Source organism: Streptomyces sp. NPDC002209, from assembly GCF_042890265.1.
Taxonomy (GTDB): Bacteria; Actinomycetota; Actinomycetes; order Streptomycetales; family Streptomycetaceae; genus Streptomyces.
Genome location: NZ_JBIARX010000003.1, coordinates 268,157 through 283,867 on the forward strand (window position 1 = coordinate 268,157; position 15,711 = coordinate 283,867).

17 protein-coding genes are annotated in these 15,711 nt (G+C 72.5%); 6 read left to right on the top strand and 11 right to left on the bottom strand.

The window, feature by feature from the left end; genetic code table 11:
- Positions 1 to 94: 94 nt before the first annotated feature.
- Genes ACFYXK_RS08755 through ACFYXK_RS08765 form a run of 3 tightly spaced genes read right to left on the bottom strand, consistent with a single transcriptional unit; the run spans position 95 to position 1,996 of the window.
- The gene (locus tag ACFYXK_RS08755) at positions 95 to 874 is read right to left on the bottom strand and encodes a DUF3710 domain-containing protein (protein ID WP_389410437.1); all 780 of its coding nucleotides are present in this window, start codon (positions 872 to 874) and stop codon (positions 95 to 97) included.
- Position 875: 1 nt separating this feature from the next.
- Complete coding sequence (gene dut / locus ACFYXK_RS08760; protein WP_383509285.1) at positions 876 to 1,412, bottom strand: dUTP diphosphatase; 537 nt, start codon at positions 1,410 to 1,412, stop codon at positions 876 to 878.
- Positions 1,412 to 1,996: a PaaI family thioesterase gene (locus ACFYXK_RS08765; protein ID WP_389410438.1), complete on the bottom strand. Its 585-nt coding sequence runs from the start codon at positions 1,994 to 1,996 to the stop codon at positions 1,412 to 1,414. Before ACFYXK_RS08765 ends, dut begins: the two co-directional genes overlap by 1 nt.
- A gap of 58 nt (positions 1,997 to 2,054) precedes the next feature.
- Between ACFYXK_RS08765 and ACFYXK_RS08770 the strand changes: the two genes are divergently transcribed.
- On the top strand, positions 2,055 to 2,510 hold the full coding sequence (locus tag ACFYXK_RS08770; RefSeq protein WP_389410439.1) for a DUF3093 domain-containing protein: 456 nt from the start codon (positions 2,055 to 2,057) through the stop codon (positions 2,508 to 2,510).
- A gap of 41 nt (positions 2,511 to 2,551) precedes the next feature.
- On the opposite strand, the gene ACFYXK_RS08775 is transcribed toward ACFYXK_RS08770, so the two are convergent.
- From ACFYXK_RS08775 to ACFYXK_RS08790, 4 genes are all read right to left on the bottom strand, one after another.
- Entirely contained in the window at positions 2,552 to 3,484 is a 933-nt protein-coding gene (locus tag ACFYXK_RS08775; RefSeq protein ID WP_389410440.1) for a hypothetical protein, read from the bottom strand.
- Between the two features lie 12 nt (positions 3,485 to 3,496).
- Complete coding sequence (locus ACFYXK_RS08780) at positions 3,497 to 3,793, bottom strand: DUF4193 domain-containing protein (RefSeq protein WP_030154344.1); 297 nt, start codon at positions 3,791 to 3,793, stop codon at positions 3,497 to 3,499.
- Positions 3,794 to 4,176: 383 nt separating this feature from the next.
- The gene (locus ACFYXK_RS08785; protein ID WP_389410441.1) at positions 4,177 to 5,421 is read right to left on the bottom strand and encodes a sensor histidine kinase; all 1,245 of its coding nucleotides are present in this window, start codon (positions 5,419 to 5,421) and stop codon (positions 4,177 to 4,179) included.
- A 5-nt stretch (positions 5,422 to 5,426) separates the two neighbouring features.
- The gene (locus ACFYXK_RS08790) at positions 5,427 to 6,080 is read right to left on the bottom strand and encodes a response regulator transcription factor (RefSeq protein ID WP_030154340.1); all 654 of its coding nucleotides are present in this window, start codon (positions 6,078 to 6,080) and stop codon (positions 5,427 to 5,429) included.
- Positions 6,081 to 6,324: 244 nt separating this feature from the next.
- Between ACFYXK_RS08790 and ACFYXK_RS08795 the strand changes: the two genes are divergently transcribed.
- On the top strand, positions 6,325 to 6,492 hold the full coding sequence (locus ACFYXK_RS08795; protein WP_383509303.1) for a hypothetical protein: 168 nt from the start codon (positions 6,325 to 6,327) through the stop codon (positions 6,490 to 6,492).
- Positions 6,493 to 6,617: 125 nt separating this feature from the next.
- Here the strand turns inward: ACFYXK_RS08795 and ACFYXK_RS08800 are convergent, their stop codons facing one another.
- Both ACFYXK_RS08800 and ACFYXK_RS08805 read right to left on the bottom strand, forming a co-directional pair.
- Positions 6,618 to 7,421 carry an inositol monophosphatase family protein gene (locus ACFYXK_RS08800; RefSeq protein WP_389410442.1) on the bottom strand — a complete coding sequence of 268 codons (804 nt, stop codon included), beginning with the start codon at positions 7,419 to 7,421 and terminating at the stop codon, positions 6,618 to 6,620.
- A gap of 105 nt (positions 7,422 to 7,526) precedes the next feature.
- Positions 7,527 to 8,696 carry a ferrochelatase gene (locus ACFYXK_RS08805; protein WP_389410443.1) on the bottom strand — a complete coding sequence of 390 codons (1,170 nt, stop codon included), beginning with the start codon at positions 8,694 to 8,696 and terminating at the stop codon, positions 7,527 to 7,529.
- Between the two features lie 172 nt (positions 8,697 to 8,868).
- Here ACFYXK_RS08805 and ACFYXK_RS08810 point away from each other — a divergent pair, with 172 nt between their 5' ends.
- Together ACFYXK_RS08810 and ACFYXK_RS08815 are read left to right on the top strand one after the other, a co-directional pair.
- The gene (locus ACFYXK_RS08810) at positions 8,869 to 10,134 is read left to right on the top strand and encodes an MFS transporter (RefSeq protein WP_389410444.1); all 1,266 of its coding nucleotides are present in this window, start codon (positions 8,869 to 8,871) and stop codon (positions 10,132 to 10,134) included.
- Entirely contained in the window at positions 10,076 to 11,413 is a 1,338-nt protein-coding gene (locus ACFYXK_RS08815) for a D-arabinono-1,4-lactone oxidase (protein ID WP_389410445.1), read from the top strand. The genes ACFYXK_RS08810 and ACFYXK_RS08815 overlap by 59 nt, the downstream gene beginning before the upstream one ends.
- 6 nt (positions 11,414 to 11,419) lie before the next feature.
- Here ACFYXK_RS08815 and ACFYXK_RS08820 read toward each other — a convergent pair whose 3' ends face one another.
- The gene (locus ACFYXK_RS08820; protein ID WP_389410446.1) at positions 11,420 to 12,199 is read right to left on the bottom strand and encodes a hypothetical protein; all 780 of its coding nucleotides are present in this window, start codon (positions 12,197 to 12,199) and stop codon (positions 11,420 to 11,422) included.
- A gap of 606 nt (positions 12,200 to 12,805) precedes the next feature.
- Between ACFYXK_RS08820 and sepH the strand changes: the two genes are divergently transcribed.
- Entirely contained in the window at positions 12,806 to 13,822 is a 1,017-nt protein-coding gene (sepH, locus tag ACFYXK_RS08825; RefSeq protein WP_389410447.1) for a septation protein SepH, read from the top strand.
- Positions 13,823 to 13,861: 39 nt separating this feature from the next.
- Here the strand turns inward: sepH and ACFYXK_RS08830 are convergent, their stop codons facing one another.
- Entirely contained in the window at positions 13,862 to 14,716 is an 855-nt protein-coding gene (locus ACFYXK_RS08830) for a sulfurtransferase (protein WP_389410448.1), read from the bottom strand.
- A gap of 175 nt (positions 14,717 to 14,891) precedes the next feature.
- Here ACFYXK_RS08830 and ACFYXK_RS08835 point away from each other — a divergent pair, with 175 nt between their 5' ends.
- A complete protein-coding gene (locus ACFYXK_RS08835) occupies positions 14,892 to 15,689 on the top strand; it encodes a VOC family protein (protein ID WP_389410449.1) in 798 nt (265 codons plus the stop codon).
- Positions 15,690 to 15,711: the final 22 nt, after the last annotated feature.

The window sequence follows — 15,711 nt, forward strand, 5'->3', positions numbered from 1 at the left end:
CACCCCGCGGGTACGACAGCGGGCCGTACCCCCGAAGGGGTACGGCCCGCGGCCGGAAACAGTCGCCGAGCAGGCGTCGCCGGGATCCGCCGGGTCAGCGGACCTCGGTGATCGTCGGGCCCTGCTCCAGCTGGCCCATGCCGCCGGAGAAGCGGGAGCCCTCCTGGTCCTCGGTCTGCACGCCGTCCGGCACCATCTGGGCGTCGTTCGGCAGCTTCAGCACGATCGGGTCGCGCGGAGCCATCGGGCCGTCGCCGCGCACGATGACGGTCTCCCGGAAGACGTGCTCCAGCACGCCCGCCGACTCGGGGCGCACCGCGCCCTGGCCGGAGATGACGCCCCGCAGGAACCAGCGCGGGCCGTCGACGCCGACGAAGCGGACCAGCTGGGCGCCGGTCTGGCCGTCGGGCATGGGGACGGGCACCTGGGCGCGCAGCTCCCAGCCCAGCGGACCCTCGACCTCGTCGATGATGCCGCCCTGCTGGGTGATGCCCGTGGCGATCTCCTCGCGGACCTCGCCCCAGATGCCTTCCTTCTTGGGCGCCGCGAAGGCCTGCAGCTGTACGGCGCTGTCGCCGAGGACGACCGTCGCGGCGACGATCGCGTCACCGGCGACCTCGACGCGCAGCTCCATGCCCTCGACACCCGGTACGAGAATGCCGCCCAGGTCGACGCGACCCTCCTCCGGCGCACCGGGCACCTCGGAGACGTCCCAGGGGCCGTCGGGCCGCGGGGCGGGCGGCAGATTCACCCTGCGGGGCGCGGAGTCCTGCTCCTCGCCGCCGTCCTGTTCATCGGCAGCCACGCCGTCCACGACCTGCTCGGCCGCGCCGCCGTCCTTGGCGGAGTCGTTCTTCTTGCGACGTCCGAACACGTCACTGTCCTTCCCGGTCGGATACGACCGAAGCGTAGCCATTCCCACCCTGCTGACCAGCGCCGGATCCGGCCACGGCCGCATGACCGCCGGTGGAGCCGAAACCCCCCTCGGCCCGGGCCGAGCCGGGAAGTTCCGCCACCTCGTGGAAGCGCACCTTCTCGACCCTCTGGACAACCAGCTGGGCAATGCGGTCGAAGCGCTCGAACCGGACGCTCTCGCGCGGGTCGAGATTGACCACGATCACCTTGATCTCCCCACGGTACCCGGCATCCACCGTCCCCGGGGCATTCACGAGCGCGAGCCCGCAGCGGGCGGCCAGGCCCGAGCGCGGGTGCACGAAGGCCGCGTACCCGTCGGGCAGGGCGATGGACACGCCCGTGGGCAGTACGGTGCGCTCGCCGGGCTCCAGTACGGCCGCCTCGGTGGTCACCAGGTCGCAGCCGGCGTCGCCGGGGTGGCCGTACGCCGGCAGGGGCACCTCGGGGTCGACGCGGCGGATCAGCACGTCGACGGGCGCGTGGTTGTTGTCAGACATCAGGGGTTCACCTCGAAGGCGCGTGCGCGCCTGACCTGGTCCGGGTCGGACATCGCCGCCCGGATCTCCTCGGGCCGACCGTTGTCGATGAAGTGGTCGACCTTCACCTCGATGAAGAGCGCGTCGGCGCGCACGGCGACCGGGCCCTCGGGCCCGCCTATCCGGCCGACCGCGGTGGAGTAGATCTTGCGCCCGGCGACGGCGGTCACCTCGGCCTCCAGGTACAGCACGGTGTCCACGGGCACCGGCCGCACGAAGTCCGTCTCCAGCCGTCCCGTCACCGCGATGACGCGCAGCAGCCAGTTCAGGGAGCCCAGCGTCTCGTCGAGCGCGGTGGCGAGAACGCCGCCGTGGGCGAGGCCGGGTGCACCCTGATGGGCGGGCTTGACGGTGAACTCGGCGGTGACGCGCACGCCCTCACCCGCACGGGCCTCCAGGTGGAGTCCGTGGGGCTGGCCCCCGCCGCAGCCGAAGCAGTGCTCGTAGTGCGCACCGAGCAGCTCGCCGGGTGCCGGGGCGTCGGGGTGCCGGACCGGCGCGGCGGCTTCGGCCGGGGGCGTCAACGCTGTGTTTCGTCCACTCACAGGCGCAGACCTTACCCGCGCCGCTACCCGCGGGTCGCCTCGTGGCAGGCTTGGTGGCATGCAGCTCTCCCCCGCGCACCACGACGAACGTCTGACCGCCCCCCGCTCGTGGTGGGCCATCGCCGTACTCATCGGCCTCGCGTGCGCGTTGATGCTGCTGCCGCTGGGCACGCTGCCGCTGCTGGCCGGGCTGGTGGGGGGCACCGCGCTGGCGGGGATGCTGGTGAGTTCGTACGGCTCCGCGCGCGTGCGCGTGGTGAACGGTGCGCTGGCCGCCGGTGAGGCGCGGATCCCGGTGGCGGCCCTGGGCGAGCCCGAGGTGCTGGAGCCGGAGGAGGCGCGCGCCTGGCGCTCGTACAAGGCGGACACCCGCGCCTTCATGCTGCTGCGCAGCTACGTCCCGACGGCGGTGCGCATCCCGATCACCGATCCCGAGGACCCGACCCCGTACGCGTACGTCTCCACCCGCGAGCCGCAGGCCCTGGCCTCGGCGATCCGGGCGGCCAAGGGCTGACCGGCCGGGGGTCGTGGGCCGGGCAGCGGCCGCACCGCGGGTCAGACCGGGGGCGGATCGCCGGCCGGACCTTCCAGGGCGGCTCTGGCGGCCTCGGGAAGGCGCTCGGGAAGGGGCTCTGAGGGCTGCTCAAGGGGCGGGAGCTGCGGCAGCGAGTCCCATGCCACGGCCCGGCTCCGCAGGTCGGCACGGACCTTCTCGGCGAGTTTTCGGGTGTCCCGGCGGTTCATGACCGCGCCGACGGCGGCGCCCACCATGAACGGCAGCAGCATCGGCAGGTTGCGGAACGTCCGCTTCACGATCTGTTGGCGCAGTTCGCGCTTCATCTGACCGCCGAGCGCGATGTTCAGCGTCGTCGGCTTCATCAGGTCCACCCCGCGCTCCTCCGTCCACGACGTGAGGTAGGCGAGGCTGCGGTCCTTGAGGTTGCCGGGGGCCCGCAGGCCGTACACCTCGTGGAGCTCCGCGATGAGCTTCAGCTCGATCAGTGCGACCCCGGTGACCTCCGCGGCCAGCTCGGCCGGCATCGCGGGCGGCACCGGCATCATGGCCGCGGCTCCGACGCCCGCGCCCACGGTGGAGGTGCCGTACGAGGCGCCCGCGATCAGCTTGTCGGCAAGCTGATCGGGACCGAGGCCCGGGAACTGCGCGCGCAGGGTCGCGAGGTCCCGAACCGGAACGCGCGGTGCGTTCTCGATGAGGCGGTCCGCGATGTGCAGGACGGCGGCCCTGGCATGTTCGCCGCCCTTGCGCACACCACTCTTGACCGCTTGCAGCCGACGAGCCCCGGACCTGTGCCGGGCCGCCTCGTCGGACTCCGTGGCCGACGGCACCGCCGCGGCGGTGCCGGAGGACACGTCGGCTACGCCGGGGGCTCCTGGGCCCGTTTCCGGGCCCGTGGCTCCCGCCTGCGTCTCCGCCGGATCACCAGCTTTTCGGAAGCGTCGCTTCCGAAACGGTGTCGAGCCGGTCACGGCCGACGCCTCTCAGTCGCAGTCGCGGCAGATCGGCTGACCGTTCTTCTCTCGTGCCAGCTGGCTGCGGTGGTGCACCAGGAAGCAGCTCATGCAGGTGAACTCATCGGCCTGCTTGGGCAGAACACGGACGGCCAGTTCCTCGTTGGAGAGGTCCGCGCCGGGGAGCTCCATGCCCTCCGCCGCGTCGAAGTCGTCGACGTCGACGCTCGAGGACGACTTCTCGTTGCGCCGGGCCTTCAGCTCTTCAATGCTGTCGTTGTCGACGTCGTCGTCGGTCTTGCGTGGGGTGTCGTAGTCCGTTGCCATTTTTCGCTCTCCCCCTCTGGGATTTAGCGGTGTCTCAGCGCACGTAACGCGCGAGAGGCCGGACTTGTGCCCGACCTGAGGCGGAGATTTTGCCTCACATCAAGGTCTGTTACTCAATCGACACCCAGCCGCACACCTGAAGGAGCGATTGGCTGGGATGACGACCGGGACCGTACACGGTCCGGGGGCCGTCTTGCACAAACGCCACCCCGTGTATTTCCCGCCGTTCGAGGGGCGGGAAACCCGGACTTCCCGGGCTTTCCGGCCCCCTTCGGGGTCACTGAACGCACATGACCCAACACTCGACAATGTGATCGATCACACAGTCACCACACTCCCACGCCCCGGCCATTCAGCCAACAGCGAACAGGCGGCACGGGTGCTCACAGGGGCAAAGTGACACGCATCACGAGGCCACCGCCCTCGCGCGGCGTCGCGGAGATCCGTCCGCCGTGTGCGCGCGCCACAGAGCGTGCGATCGACAGGCCGAGCCCCACACCCTTGTCGCTGCCCGTGCGCTCCGTACGCAGCCGCCTGAAGGGCTCGAACAGGTTGTCCACCTCGTACGCGGGAACCACGGGACCCGTGTTCGAGACCACGAGGACCGCCTGGCCGTGCTGGGACTCCGTGGTGACCTCGACCCAGCCGTCCTCCGGCACGTTGTACCGGACGGCGTTCTGCACCAGGTTGAGCGCGATCCGCTCCAGCAGGACGCCGTTGCCCTGGACCACGGCGAGCGCCCGCTCGCCGCGGATCTCCACGCCCTTCACCGCCGCCTCCCCGCGCGCCTGGTCGATGGCGCGCGAGGCGACCTCCGCCAGGTCCACGGGCTTGCGCTCGACTATCTGGTTGTCGCTGCGCGCCAGCAGCAACAGGCCCTCGACCAGCTGCTCACTGCGCTCGTTGGTGGCCAGCAGCGTCCTGCCCAGCTGCTGGAGCTCCACCGGCGCACCCGGATCCGACAGGTGCACCTCCAGCAGCGTCCGGTTGATGGCGAGGGGGGTGCGCAGCTCGTGCGAGGCGTTCGCGACGAACCGCTGCTGGGCCGTGAAGGCACGTTCCAGCCGGTCGAGCATCTCGTCGAAGGTGTCGGCGAGCTCCTTGAGCTCGTCGTCGGGGCCGTCCAGCTCGATCCGCCGGGTCAGGTCGGAGCCGACCACCCGGCGGGCGGTCCGGGTGATCTTGCCGAGCGGCTGGAGCACCCGGCCGGCCATGGCGTAGCCGAAGGCGAACGCGATGATGCTGAGGCCGAGCAGGGCCATCAGCGACCGGCTGAGCAGGTCGTCCAGGGCGTGCCTGCGCTGCTCCAGGATGCAGGTGTTGATCGCGGCGTTGAACTGGTCGTACATCTGGCCCTTGCCGACCACGCCGGGGCAGGTGCTGGTGACCTGGATGTCCGTGCCGCCCACGATCTTGAACGGCAGTCCGTTGCCCTCGCGCAGCGCCTGCGCCGCCAGCAGGTAGATGATCGACAGCAGCAGGATGCCGGCGATCAGGAACATCCCGCCGTACAGCAGCGTCAGGCGTATGCGGATGGTCGGCCGCAGCCAAGGGAAGGGACCCTCGGGCTGGCCGGGGTCCCAGGTCGGTCTCGGCGGCACCGTCGGTGGTGCCGGGGTCGCCGCCACCCGCGTCAGATCCGGTATCCGGAGCCGGGCACGGTCACGATGACCGGCGGCTCCCCGAGCTTGCGCCGCAGGGTCATGACCGTCACCCGCACCACGTTCGTGAAGGGGTCGGTGTTCTCGTCCCATGCCTTCTCCAGCAGCTGCTCGGCGGAGACGACGGTCCCCTCGCTCCGCATGAGAACCTCCAGCACCGCGAACTCCTTGGGCGCCAGCTGCACCTCTCTGCCCTCACGGAACACCTCGCGCCGGTTCGGGTCCAGCTTGATGCCGGCCCGCTCCAGCACGGGGGGCAGGGCCACGGTGGTACGCCGCCCCAGGGCGCGTACCCGGGCGGTCAGCTCGCTGAACGCGAAGGGCTTGGGCAGGTAGTCGTCCGCGCCCAGCTCCAGGCCCTCCACCCGGTCGCTCACATCGCCGGACGCCGTCAGCATCAGCACGCGGGTGGGCATGCCGAGCTCGACGATCTTCCGGCAGACGTCGTCGCCGTGCACGAGCGGGAGGTCCCGGTCGAGCACGACCACGTCGTAGTCGTTCACCCCGACGCGCTCCAAAGCCGCGGCGCCGTCGTACACGACGTCCACGGCCATGGCCTCCCGGCGCAGCCCTGTGGCCACCGCATCGGCGAGCAGCTGCTCGTCCTCGACGACGAGTACGCGCACGTCGTTTCCTTCCATCGAGCCCTGAGGGCACACGTGTATTGCGTCGTCCATCCTGCACGTTTCAGCCGTAAACCGGCTGTAAGGCGTCGCTCGGGGGCCTGCCCGGGCCGGAAGTGTGGATTCCCTCGTCTCTCGAGGTTTCTGGGCCCAGGGTGCCGGGGAGGACGTCACCACACCCCAACCACTCCCTGACGGCGGACTGCCACGTGCCGCCGCCGACCCACGAAGAGGGGGCGAACCCACCATGGACGCATTCACCGCGGGTCTCCTGCAGCGCATCCGGGCCACGCAGTCGGACCTCAAGCAGGCCCGTGAGACGGGCGACGACTTCCTCGTGGAAGTGGAGCAGGCGGAACTGGAAGATCTCCAGCGCCTCGCCGCGGAGCACGGGGTCCCCGTCTCCGCCTGCTGACACACCTCCCTGACCCCGCCAGTCCGACCCGAACCCCGGCGACCGCACGCGGCAGCCGGGGTTCCCTCATGCCCGGGCCCGGCCGTACGGGTCCCGCGCCGGCCGGGCGGGGACCGCCCCGGGCCTCAGTCGTGCCAGGCCCCGGCCTCTTCCAGCAGCGGCTGCAGCGACGCGAACACCGCCGGGGTGGCGGCGAGCGCCAGCTCCCCCGACGCCGGCCGGCCGGGCCGCCCGCCCGTGAGCGCCCCGGCCTCACGGACGATCAGCTCTCCCGCGGCCAGGTCCCAGGGGTTCAACCCCCGCTCGTAGTACGCGTCCAGCCGCCCGGCGGCCACGTCGCTGAGGTCCAGCGCGGCCGATCCGCCCCGCCGGATGTCCCGCACCTTCGGGATCACCCGCTGCGCGACGTCCGCCTGCTGCTCCTTGCGCGCCTGGAGGTACGCGAACCCCGTCGCGACCAGCGCCTGGTCCAGCGGGGCGGCCGCCCGGCAGGCGAGGCGGACCTCCCCGAGCCAGGCCCCTCCGCCGAGCACCGCGTGGTACGTCTCGCCCCGCATCGGGGCCGCCACGACCCCGACGACGGTCGCGCCCTCGTACTCGGCGGCGATCGACACGCTCCAGCTCGGCAGCCCGTACAGGTAGTTGACGGTGCCGTCCAGCGGGTCCACGACCCATCGCACCCCGCTCGTGCCGGGGCTGTCCGCGCCCTCCTCGCCCAACAGCCCGTCCTCGGGCCGCCGCCGGGCGAGGATGCCGGTGATCAGCTTCTCCGCCGCGATGTCCATCTCGGTCACCACGTCGATCGGGCTGCTCTTCGTCGCCGCCACCGCGAGGTCGGCCGGCCTGCCGTCCCGCAGCAGCTCCCCGGCCTGCCGGGCTGCGTCCAGCCCCACGTCCAGCAGTTCGGCCTTCAGCTCTTCGGAGATCACGCTCGCCCTTCCTCAGTCGGGTCGTCAAAGTACCTCCCCCAGCTACCGCCGGGAGGTGCCCCCAGGCCGGCGAGCCTGCCCCGCTCCGCGGGCGGCCGAGGCTCCCTAGGCGTACGGGCTGTCGGCGCCCGCGGCCGCCGGCCGGGGGCCGCGGGCCGGGCAGCAGCCCACCGCGCAGAGATCGTGGCTGGGCCCGAGCAGCCCGAGCGCGCACCGCTCCACCGGCTCGCCGCGCTCCGCGGCGGCCCGCTCGAGCACCAGGTCCCGTACCGCCGCCGCGAACCGCGGGTCGGCGCCGACCGTCGCCGACCGGGCGACCGGGAGCCCGAGCTCCGCCGCCTTCGCCGTGGCCTCCGTGTCGAGGTCGTACAGGACCTCCATGTGGTCCGAGACGAACCCGATCGGGACCATGACCACCGCGGGCGCCCCGGCGCCGTGCAGGGCCTCCAGGTGGTCGCAGATGTCCGGCTCCAGCCACGGGATGTGCGGGGCGCCGCTGCGCGACTGGTAGACCAGCTCCCAGGGCAGTTCCGCCCCCGTCTCGGCCCGCACCGCGTCCGCGATCACCTGCGCGACGTCCAGGTGCTGCCTGACGTAGGCCCCGCCGTCGCCGTCGGCGGTGTGCTCCTCGACCGGGCCGGAGGCGTCCGCGGCCGCGGTGGGGATCGAATGCGTGGTGAAGGCCAGGTGCGCCCCGGCGCGCACCTCCTGCGGCAGGGACCCCAGCGCGGCGAGCACCCCGTCGATCATCGGCTGCACGAAGCCGGGGTGGTTGAAGTAGTGCCGCAGCTTGTCGACCCCCGGCAGCTCGGCCACGCCCTCGTCGGCCAGCGCCGCCAGCGCGTCCGCGAGGTTCTCGCGGTACTGGCGGCAGCCCGAGTACGAGGCGTACGCGCTGGTGGCGAGCACCGCGATCCGGCGGCGCCCGTCGGCGGCCATCTCCCGCATCACGTCGGTGAGGTACGGGGCCCAGTTCCGGTTGCCCCAGTACACGGGCAGGTCCAGTCCGTGCTCGGCGAAGTCCTTGCGCAGCGCGTCCAGCAGCTCGCGGTTCTGCCCGTTGATCGGACTGACCCCGCCGAAGCCGAAGTAGTGCTGCCCGACCTCCTTCAGGCGCTCGCGCGGGATGCCGCGTCCGCGCGTGACGTTCTCCAGGAACGGCACGACGTCGTCGGGCCCCTCGGGGCCGCCGAACGAGAGCAGCAGGAGGGCGTCGTAGGGGCCGGCGAGGCCTTCGGCCGGTGGCGGGGCGGCGGCGCGGAGCTGGTCTGACATGGTTCGAATCCTGCCACCCGGCGTCCGCGCCGGGGAAACGGCCCGGCCACGCGTCCCGCACTGCGAAATAGGTAAGGTAACCCTAAGTTTCGATGTTCGAATCTTCCCCGTGCGGGTGCCCTGTCGGCGGTCGTAACCTGTATGGGCCAATGACGTCCCTTACGGAGAGACCTTGCCCAGTCCCTACCGCGCGATCTTCGCGGCGCCCGGCACCAGGGCCTTCAGCGCCGCCGGCCTCATAGGCCGGCTGCCGATATCCATGGTGGGCGTCGGCATCCTCACGATGATCTCCGAGATCACCGGGCGCTACGCGATGGCCAGCGCCCTCACCGGCACCCTGGCCCTGGCCGCCGCCTTCATCGGCCCTCAGGTGTCCCGGCTGGTGGACCAGTACGGGCAGCGGCGGGTGCTGCGCCCCGCGACCCTGATCTCCGTCGCCTCCGTCATCGCCCTGGTGCTGGCCGCGGCGAACGGACTCCCCGACTGGACCCTCTTCGTCTTCGCGGCCGTCGCGGGCTGCGTGCCGAGCGTCGGCTCGATGGTCCGCGCCCGCTGGACCGTGCTCTACCGTGACGCGCCGCGCGAGCTGCACACCGCGTACTCCTTCGAGTCCGTGGTGGACGAGGTCTGCTTCATCTTCGGCCCGATCCTGGCCATCGGGCTGTCCACCACCTGGTTCCCGGAAGCCGGGCCGGTGATCGCGGCCGGCTGCCTGTTCGTCGGCGTCTGGCTGCTCACCGCGCAGCGCTCCACCGAGCCGGCGCCGCACCCGCGCAGCCAGGGCGGCGACCGGACCTCGGCCCTGCGCTCCCCCGGCCTGCAGGTGCTCACGGCCACGTTCGTGGCGACCGGCGCGATCTTCGGGTCCATCGACGTGTCCACCCTGGCCTTCGCCGAGGAGCAGGGCCAGAAGTCCGCCGCCAGTTTCATCCTGGCCATCTGGGCGGCCGGATCCTGTCTGGCCGGCATCGTCTTCGGCCTGCTCCATCTCAAGGGCCGGACGGAACGCAGGTGGGTACTGGGCATCTGTGCGATGGCCGTGAGTATGATCCCCCTCCTACTGGCCGGGAACCTTCCGTTTCTGGCCGTGGCGCTCTTCGTCTCGGGCCTCGCCATCGCTCCCACGATGATCACCACGATGGCCCTGATCGAGGCGCACGTACCACGCGCGAAGCTCACCGAGGGCATGACGTGGATCACCACCGGCCTCGCCGTCGGTGTCGCGGTCGGCTCCTCCGTGACCGGTCTGGTCATCGACGCCGCCGGGGCCCAGCGCGGGTTCGTCGTCTCCATCTCGGCGGGGGCCGCCGCGGCGGCGGTCGCGTTCGCGGGTTACCGCCGGCTGACGAGGCCGGCGCAAGGGGAGGAGCCCTCTAGCGATGGGGACGGCGACAGCAGCAGGGAAGAACGGGCCGGCGACAGCGGGCGCGTGGCATAACTGGGCGGGGAACGTCACGGCGGCACCCGCGCGGACGGTTTCCCCGGCCTCGGTCGGGGAGCTTCAGGAGGCGGTCCGCCGGGCCGCCGAGGACGGGCTCAAGGTGAAGGCGGTCGGCACCGGCCACTCCTTCACCGCGGCCGCAGCCACCGACGGGGTGCTCGTACGCCCGCAGGCCCTGGCCGGGATCCGGGAGATCGACCGGGCCGCCGGCACCGTGACGGTGGGCGCGGGCACCGTGCTCAAGGACCTCAACCAGGCCCTGGCCCGGGAGGGCCTGTCGCTCACGAACATGGGCGACATCATGGAGCAGACGGTCTCCGGAGCCACCAGCACCGGAACCCACGGCACCGGCCGGGACTCCGCCTCCATCGCCGCCCAGATCCGCGGCCTGGAGCTGGTCACGGCGGACGGGCGGCTGCTCGCGTGCTCCGAGAAGGAGAATCCGGAGGTCTTCGCGGCCGCCCGGATCGGCATCGGAGCCCTCGGCATCGTCACCGCGATCACCTTCGCCGTGGAGCCGATCTTCTTCCTGACCGCCCGCGAGGAGCCCATGGCCTTCGACCGGGTGACCGCCGAGTTCGAGCAGCACTTCGCGGAGAACGAGCACTTCGAGTTCTACTGGTTCCCGCACACCGGCAACTGCAACACCAAGCGCAACAACCGCAGCCAGGGCCCCGCCGCCCCGCCCGGAGCAGTGAGCGCCTGGGTCGAGGACGAGCTCCTGTCCAACGGCGTCTTCCAGGCCGCCAACTCGCTGGGCCGCGCGGTCCCGGCGGCCATCCCCTCCATCGCCCGGATCGCGAGCCGCGCCCTGTCCGCACGCACCTACACGGACATCCCGTACAAGGTGTTCACCAGCCCGCGCCGGGTGCGCTTCGTGGAGATGGAGTACGCACTCCCGCGCGAGCAGGTCGTCGAGGCGCTGCGGGAGCTCAGGACGACGGTCGACCGCTCCGGGCTGCGGATCAGCTTCCCCGTGGAGGTGCGGACGGCCCCGGCGGACGACATCGCGCTGTCGACCGCCTCGGGGCGGGAGACCGCGTACATCGCGGTGCACATGTACAAGGGCACGCCGTACCAGGCCTACTTCACCGCCGCCGAGCGGATCTTCACCGCGCACGGCGGACGGCCGCACTGGGGCAAGGTGCACACGCGGGACGCGGAGTACTTCTCCCGGGTCTACCCGCGCTTCGGCGAGTTCACCGCGCTGCGGGACCGGCTGGACCCGGAACGGCTGTTCGGGAACGACTACCTGCGGCGGGTTCTGGGCGAGTAGCCCCGCTCACCGCTCGGCGGGAGGGCTGCCGCCCGGTCCGCCCGGTCCGCTCGGGGTGGGCGCGGGTGTCGCCGTCGGTGTCGCAGTGGGCTTCGGGCTCGGCGTCTGCGGGCTCGGACCCGGCGCCGGGCTCCCGGAGTCCGGGCCCGCGGAGCCCGTCGGGTCCGGGGACGACGGCCCGGGGCCGGGGCTCGTGCCCGGGTCCCGGCCGCCGTGCGGCGGCGAAGGGCTCGGGGAGGTCCCGGACTCCGGGGCTCCGCCGCCCTTCCCGCCGGTGCCGGGTTCCTTCGCGGGGCCGGCGGGCCGCTCCTCGTGCGCCGTGCGCGTGCCGCCGGACCAGATGGTTCTGCCGCCCTGGCTGATCGCCGTACCGGAGAAGGCCTCGTACGCGCCGAGGCCGCCGAGCGCGATGGCGAAGGCCGCGCCCGAGGCCACCGCCGTGCGCTTCCAGCCCCGTACGCGGGTGCCGTGGACGGTGGCCTCGCCGAACTCCTCGCCGGGTGGGACCGCACGGAGCAGCAGGGTGCCGTCGGAGGCCTTTTCCTCGCGGAGCAGCGGGACCCGACGACACCCCCCAGGCCGGGCGCTCTCGCGCAGCTGGTCGCCGGTGCGCTTGAAGAGGTGCTGGATGACGGGGCCGCCGGCGGTGGCCACCACGCTCACCACTCCGGCGCCGAGGATGGTCCCGTAGACGCCGAGCTTCGAGGCGAGCAGGGCCGCCGCGACGGTGGCGAGGGAGGAGCCCGCGATCTGGGCGACGCTCAGATCGAGCTTCCTCTCTTCCACCCCACCCGTCCCGTCCGTCCCGCCCGTCCCGGACCTCGGTTCGACTTCCGGCGCGGCCTTCTGACCCATCCTCATCCCCTGCGTGTGCTGCCTCCGGCGACCTCTCGCGCTTCACCGCTCTCAGCAGTTACTGACCGCCGAGCGAAACAGATGGTTCCGTTTCTGGGGATTCTGTGAAGCAAGACACCCGAAAACGGACGCGGTCGCAGGTCCGGCCCGATTCAGGGCAGCCCAACTCCCGCCGCCCACGACAAGTTCGGCGGCGCGGCGGTCCACCCAGGTGGCCCGAATGGAGTACTGTGGCGAGCCCTGGGGCCGTCCTTCCTTACGGATGTCCGGACTCGGGAGAGGGGGCCGACTGATGGAGAAACGGCACTCGAGACCGGTGATCCCGCGGCATTGCACGGATTCCTGCTGCGCACAGTAACCGTTCGGTCACTGTGTGTGCCCAACAGGTAACCGTGCCATAACGGCGATCAAGGGCGCATGCCCGACACGCCGGTTGAACTCGGCAAGGTTGTGGCAGGCTGCACCCGGGCAGGCCACACTCGACTAGCGGAAGCAGCGACGCACGTGACGTCGGCAGGCACCACCCGGGAGGTCCCCATGCCCGAACTGCGTGTCGTGGCCGTCTCAAATGACGGCACACGACTGGTGCTCAAGGCTGCGGACAGCACGGAGTACACGCTTCCGATCGACGAGCGGCTGCGGGCTGCCGTGCGCAACGACCGCGCGCGCCTGAACCAGATCGAGATCGAGGTGGAGAGCCACCTCCGCCCCCGCGACATCCAGGCCCGCATACGGGCCGGTGCCTCCGCGGAGGAGGTCGCTCAGCTCGCCGGCATCCCCGTCGACCGCGTACGCCGCTTCGAGGGCCCGGTGCTGGCCGAGCGCGCGTTCATGGCGGAGCGGGCCCGCAAGACCCCCGTACGCCGTCCCGGCGAGAACACCGGACCCCAGCTCGGCGAGGCCGTGCAGGAGCGGCTCACGCTGCGCGGCGCCGAGAAGGAGTCCGTCCAGTGGGACTCCTGGCGCCGCGACGACGGCACCTGGGAGGTCCTGCTGGTCTACCGGGTCGCGGGCGAACCGCACTCGGCCAGCTGGACGTACGACCCGCCGCGCCGGCTGGTCGTGGCCGTCGACGACGAGGCACGCTCCCTGATCGGCGAGGCGGACGACCTGCCGGCGACGCCGGAGCCGAGCTTCCCGTTCGTGCCGAGGATCGCCCGGCTGCCCCGGGACCGGCCGCTGGACCGCGCCCTCGACCGGCAGCTGGAGCGCCCCGTCGCACCGGCCCCCGAGCCCGAGGAGGAGCGGGACACGCTGACGAGCCTGCTGGAAGCGGTCCCGAGCTTCCGCGGCGACCTGGTGGTCCCGGAACGCACCGAGCCCCCGGCGGAGGAGCCGGAGGCCGAGGAGCCCCCCGCGGCGTCGGCGAGCGCCGGTGCAGGTGCCGCGTACGCGGACGTCCTGATGCCGCGCACGGTGGCGGGCCACCGCGACCGCCTGACGGGCACCACGGACCGCCAGGCGGAAGCCGACGGCGTCCGCCCGGGGCGCCGCGCGGCGGTCCCGAGCTGGGACGAGATCGTCTTCGGCACCCGCCGCAAGAAACAGGACTAGGGATCCGGCCCCGCGGGCGGGGCCGGATCGGCCGGCGGGCTACTGCGGGTCAGGGCCCGTGGCCACCGGGCGGGCCGGGTCCGCGGACCATTCCGACCAGCTGCCCGCGTACAGGGCCGCCGCAATGCCCGCCACCTCGAGCGCCAGCACCTCGTGCGCCCCCGAGACCCCCGACCCGCAGTACACCCCGACCGGCGCCCCGCCCGAGACACCCAGCGCGGCGAACCTCTCCCGCAGCGCATCCGCCGCGAGGAACCGCCCGTCGGCGCCCACGTTCTGCGTCGTCGGCGCCGACACCGCCCCCGGAATGTGCCCGCCGACCCGGTCGATCGGCTCGACCTCGCCCCGGTAGCGCTCCCCCGCCCGCGCGTCCAGCAGGATCCCGCTGCGCGCGAGTGCCGCCGCGGCGTCCGCGTCCAGCAGCCCCACCGCCCCCGGGTTTGGCTTGAAATCACCCTCCTCGACGGTCACCGCGTCAACCTCCAGCGGGCCGCCCGCCGCCGTCCATGCGGCCAGTCCCCCGTCCAGTACCCGCACGTCCGTGTGACCCGTCCAGCGCAACAGCCACCACGCCCGGGCGGCGGCCCACCCCTGACCGCCGTCGTACACGACCACCGGCACGTCCGCCGAGACCCCGGCCCTGCGCATCACCGCCCCGAACTCCTCCGGCTGCGGCAGCGGGTGCCGGCCGCCGGCCCCCGCCGGACCTGCCAGTTCGCGGTCGAGGTCCACGTACACCGCGCCCGGCAGGTGCCCGGCCTCGTACTCGGACCGCAGGTTCGGGCCGCCCAGCTGCCATCGGACGTCCAGCAGCACCGGCGGCCGGGACCGGGCGAGCTCGGCCGTCAGTTCGGGGACGGAAACGATCACGGAGGGTGCAGGGTTCGCAGTCATGCGGCCCATCTTCCTCCCCGCTCCACAGGCCGCGTAACAAGTCCGACATCGACAGGCCGCACCGATTCGGTCATCTCTGCCCGCTCCGGCGAAACCCGGCCGGTCGGGGCGCGCCGGACCCGCCGGAGTGGAAGCATCTGGTCCGGGATGAGCGACGACGGAGGAGACGGCTGACATGACCGAGGCACCGGAAGCAACGCGGCGCCCGGCCGGCACACCGTGCTGGTCGAGTCTGATGGTGCACGGCCTCGGGACCACCGAGGCCTTCTACACCGACCTGTTCGGCTGGGAGTACGAGCCCGGCCCCCAGCCCTTCGGCCCGTACGTCCGCGCCCTGCTCGACGGCCAGGAGGTGGCCGGTATCGGGGAGATGCCGCCGGACCGGCATCTTCCGGTGGCCTGGACGACGTACTTCGCCACCGACGACGCGGACTCGACGGCCGAGACGATCCGCTCCTGCGGCGGCACGGTGGCGGTGGGCCCGCTGGACGCGGGCGCCTCGGGGCGCCTGGCGATCTGCTCCGACCCGCTGGGGGCGATCTTCGGCCTCTGGCAGGCCGAGGAGCACATCGGGACCCGGCGGCCCGGGGTCCCCGGCACACCGGTCTGGAGCGAGCTGGTCACGCAGGACACGTCGACCGTCGGCAAGTTCTACGAGCATGTCTTCGGCCACGAGGCCGAGACGCACGGCACGGCCTCCGCCGACTTCGACTACGTGACGCTGGTGCTGGACGGGCGTCCGGTCGCCGCCGTGCACGGGGTCGGGCGCTCGCTCCCGCACGACCGGGGCCCGCACTGGATGACGTACTTCGAGGTCGAGGACGCCGACACGGCCGCGGCCCGCGTCGACCGCCTCGGCGGGCGCGTCGTCCAGCCGCCCCGCGAGGGGCTGACCGGCAGGGTGGCCACGGTCACCGACCCGGAGGGCGCGGTGTTCACCCTCCTGGAGTCGCGTCCCGGAAACGGCCACTGACCTGCGGCCCTCGTCGTGACTG

Excerpts from the sequence above, each read along its gene's own strand:
- dut (WP_383509285.1), bottom strand. The coding sequence starts at position 1,412 with ATGTCTGACAACAACCACGCGCCCGTCGACGTGCTGATCCGCCGCGTC.
- ACFYXK_RS08770 (WP_389410439.1), top strand. The coding sequence starts at position 2,055 with ATGCAGCTCTCCCCCGCGCACCACGACGAACGTCTGACCGCCCCCCGC.
- ACFYXK_RS08780 (WP_030154344.1), bottom strand. The coding sequence starts at position 3,793 with ATGGCAACGGACTACGACACCCCACGCAAGACCGACGACGACGTCGAC.
- ACFYXK_RS08795 (WP_383509303.1), top strand. The coding sequence starts at position 6,325 with ATGGACGCATTCACCGCGGGTCTCCTGCAGCGCATCCGGGCCACGCAG.
- ACFYXK_RS08805 (WP_389410443.1), bottom strand. The coding sequence starts at position 8,696 with ATGTCAGACCAGCTCCGCGCCGCCGCCCCGCCACCGGCCGAAGGCCTC.
- ACFYXK_RS08815 (WP_389410445.1), top strand. The coding sequence starts at position 10,076 with ATGGGGACGGCGACAGCAGCAGGGAAGAACGGGCCGGCGACAGCGGGC.
- sepH (WP_389410447.1), top strand. The coding sequence starts at position 12,806 with ATGCCCGAACTGCGTGTCGTGGCCGTCTCAAATGACGGCACACGACTG.
- ACFYXK_RS08830 (WP_389410448.1), bottom strand. The coding sequence starts at position 14,716 with ATGACTGCGAACCCTGCACCCTCCGTGATCGTTTCCGTCCCCGAACTG.
- ACFYXK_RS08835 (WP_389410449.1), top strand. The coding sequence starts at position 14,892 with ATGACCGAGGCACCGGAAGCAACGCGGCGCCCGGCCGGCACACCGTGC.